The sequence below is a fragment of the Pseudomonas moraviensis subsp. stanleyae genome (assembly GCF_036283065.1).
Lineage (GTDB): Bacteria > Pseudomonadota > Gammaproteobacteria > Pseudomonadales > Pseudomonadaceae > Aquipseudomonas > Aquipseudomonas stanleyae.
This window is the reverse complement of sequence record NZ_JAADJI010000026.1, coordinates 1-2,768: the sequence shown is the minus strand read 5'-3', so window position 1 is coordinate 2,768 and position 2,768 is coordinate 1. Positions and strand designations below refer to the sequence as shown.

Genomic DNA, 2,768 nt, shown 5'->3' with positions numbered 1-2,768 from the left:
CTGGCCTTCGACGGCGACGGCGTGATCTGGATCGACCACGAAAACCGCCGCACCCGTTTTCCCCTGCCCAATGTCGCGCGCCCGGCGATTCACAACAGCCTGTCGCGGGCGGCGATTTTTCTCGGTGATGAGCCGGAAGAACTGATTCTGGCGTTGGCCGGCGACAGCGCGCGGTTCTATCACTTTCGCGCCGGCCGGCTGACGGCGATCAGCGATGTCTACGGCAATCGTCTGACCCTGCAACGCGACCGCTCCGACCGCATTCAGCGTCTGGACAACGGCGCCGGCCGCGCGCTGCTGTTGCGTTATGACCGCGCGCAACTGGTAGCGGTCGATTATCAGGTCCTGGTTCAGGGCGAGTGGACCACCCAGCAAAACCTCGCCACCTACAGCTTCGATGCCCGCCAACGCCTGCTGGTCGCGACCAACGCGGTCGGTGACAGCGAGCGCTACGACTACGACGACCACCACGTCATCCTCCAGCGGCAATTGACCGGCGGCGCGAGTTTTTTCTGGGAGTGGCAGCGCGAGGGCAAAGCGGCGCGCTGCGTGCGGCATTGGGCGTCGTTCTCGCAGATGAACACCCGTTACGTCTGGAACGATGACGACGCCAGCGTGACCGTGCATTACGTCGACGGCACCGAAGAAGTCTACGTTCACGACGAGCGTGCGCGGCTGGTGCGGCAGGTTGCGGCCGATGGCGGTGAGCAGCTCAAGGCCTATGACCAGCAGGGTCGGCTGATCGCCGAGCAGGATGCGTTGGGCGCCGTCACCGAGTACCGCTACGACGAACTCGGACGGCTGATCGCGCTGATTCCGCCGGACGAGGCGCCAACGTCCTACGAGTACCGCAACGGGTTTCTCTACAAGCGTTGCCGAGGCGACGCGGTGTGGATTTATCGGCGCAATGCCGAAGGTGCGGTCACCGAAGCGGTCGATCCTGACGGTCAGGTCACCCATTACTACTACAACCTGCGCGGCCAGTTGTTGTCGCTGCGCTATCCGGACAGCAGCCGCCATCGCTGGGTGTGGAACGAGCTCGGCCAGCTCATCGAAGAAACCCTGCCGGACGGCGGCGTGCGGCGCTTTTCCTACGATGCGCTAGGCCGGCGGATTACCACCCAGGACGAATTTGGTGTCGTCAGCCGTCAGCAGTGGGACGCCGCCGGCCGACTGATCCTGACGACTTCTCCTACCGGCAGCACGCGCGCCTACAGCTACGGCGCCTACGGCCAGATCATCGCCGAACGCGACGAGCTCGGGCGCATCACCCGCTACGAATATGACGACGATCTGCATCTGGTCTCGCGGCGCATCAACCCCGACGGCACCCGCGTGCAGTACCGCTATGACCATGCGCGGTTGCTGCTGACCGAGATTGAAAACGAGTCCGGGGAAAAGTACCGACTGGATTACACGCCGACCGGGTTGATCCGACAGGAAACCGGGTTTGATGGGCGGCGCACTGCGTACGTTTATGACCTCAACGGTCATCTGCTGGAAAAGACCGAGTTCGGTGATTTCGGCCCCAGTCTGGTTACCCGATACGAGCGCGACAATGCCGGCCGTTTACGGGTCAAGACCCTGCCCGATGGGCTCAAAGTTCGCTACGACTACGACCGCTTCGGCCGATTGATCGCTGTCGATGACGGGCAAAATCATCCGCTGGCCTTCGAGTACGACCGTCAGGACCGCTTGATCACCGAGCACCAGGGCTGGGGCACCTTGCGTTATGCCTACGACGCCTGCGGTCAGCTCAAGCGTCTGCGCCTGCCGGACAACAGCAAGCTCGACTATCACTACGCCAAGGGCGGTGCGCTGTCGGCCATCGACCTCAACGGCACGCCGCTCACGCGCCACGTCTATCAGTCCGGTCGCGAACAACAACGCCAGCAAGGCCTGCTGCTCAGCGAATACGCCTACGACGATCAGGGCCGCTTGCTCGCCCACGCCGTAGGCCATCGCGGCGCCTCGCTGTACCGCCGCGATTATGCCTACAGCGCCAACGGCAATCTTGAGCACATCGCCGACAGCCGCCACGGCCAGCGCACCTACGGCTACGACGCCCTCGACCGATTGATTCGCGTGCGCCACTCACGAGACGAACTGCCCGAATCCTTCGCCCACGACCCGGCCGGCAACCTGCTGATGCAGGACCGCCCCGGCCCCGCGCAGATCAAAGGCAATCGCCTGCTGATGCAGGGCGACCGGCATTACGACTACGACGCCTTCGGCAACCTGATCCGCGAACGCCGAGGCCACGGCCAGACCCTCGTCACCGAATACCGCTACGACTGCCAGCACCGCCTGATCGGCCTGATCCGCCCGGACGGCCAGACCGCCAGCTACCAATACGACGCCTTCGGCCGGCGGATTCGCAAAACTGTCGACGGCGCCGTCACCGAATTCTTCTGGCAAGGCGAACACCTCGTCGCCGAAAGCAGCGCCACGCAATACCGCAGCTACCTCTACGAACCCGGCACCTTCCGCCCACTGGCGCTGCTCGACGGCAAAGGCCCGAAAAAGGCCTGCCCGTTCTACTACCAACTCGACCACCTCGGCACCCCGCAGGAACTCACCGACTACAGCGGCGAAATCGTCTGGTCCGCGCAATACGACGCCTACGGCAAAGTCGCCGCCGTCACCCTTGCCGGCGAGGATTACCTCGACCAACCGCTGCGCTTTCAGGGGCAGTACTTCGACGTTGAAAGCGGCCTGCATTACAACCGCCATCGGTATTACGACCCAAGGATGGGGCGGTATCTGAC

1 protein-coding gene is annotated in these 2,768 nt (G+C 63.7%); it reads left to right on the top strand.

Annotated features, from left to right (window positions below):
* Window positions 1–2,768 (top strand): RHS domain-containing protein (locus GXB78_RS27920; protein WP_329517850.1); only part of this gene is annotated, 2,768 nt, incomplete at both ends.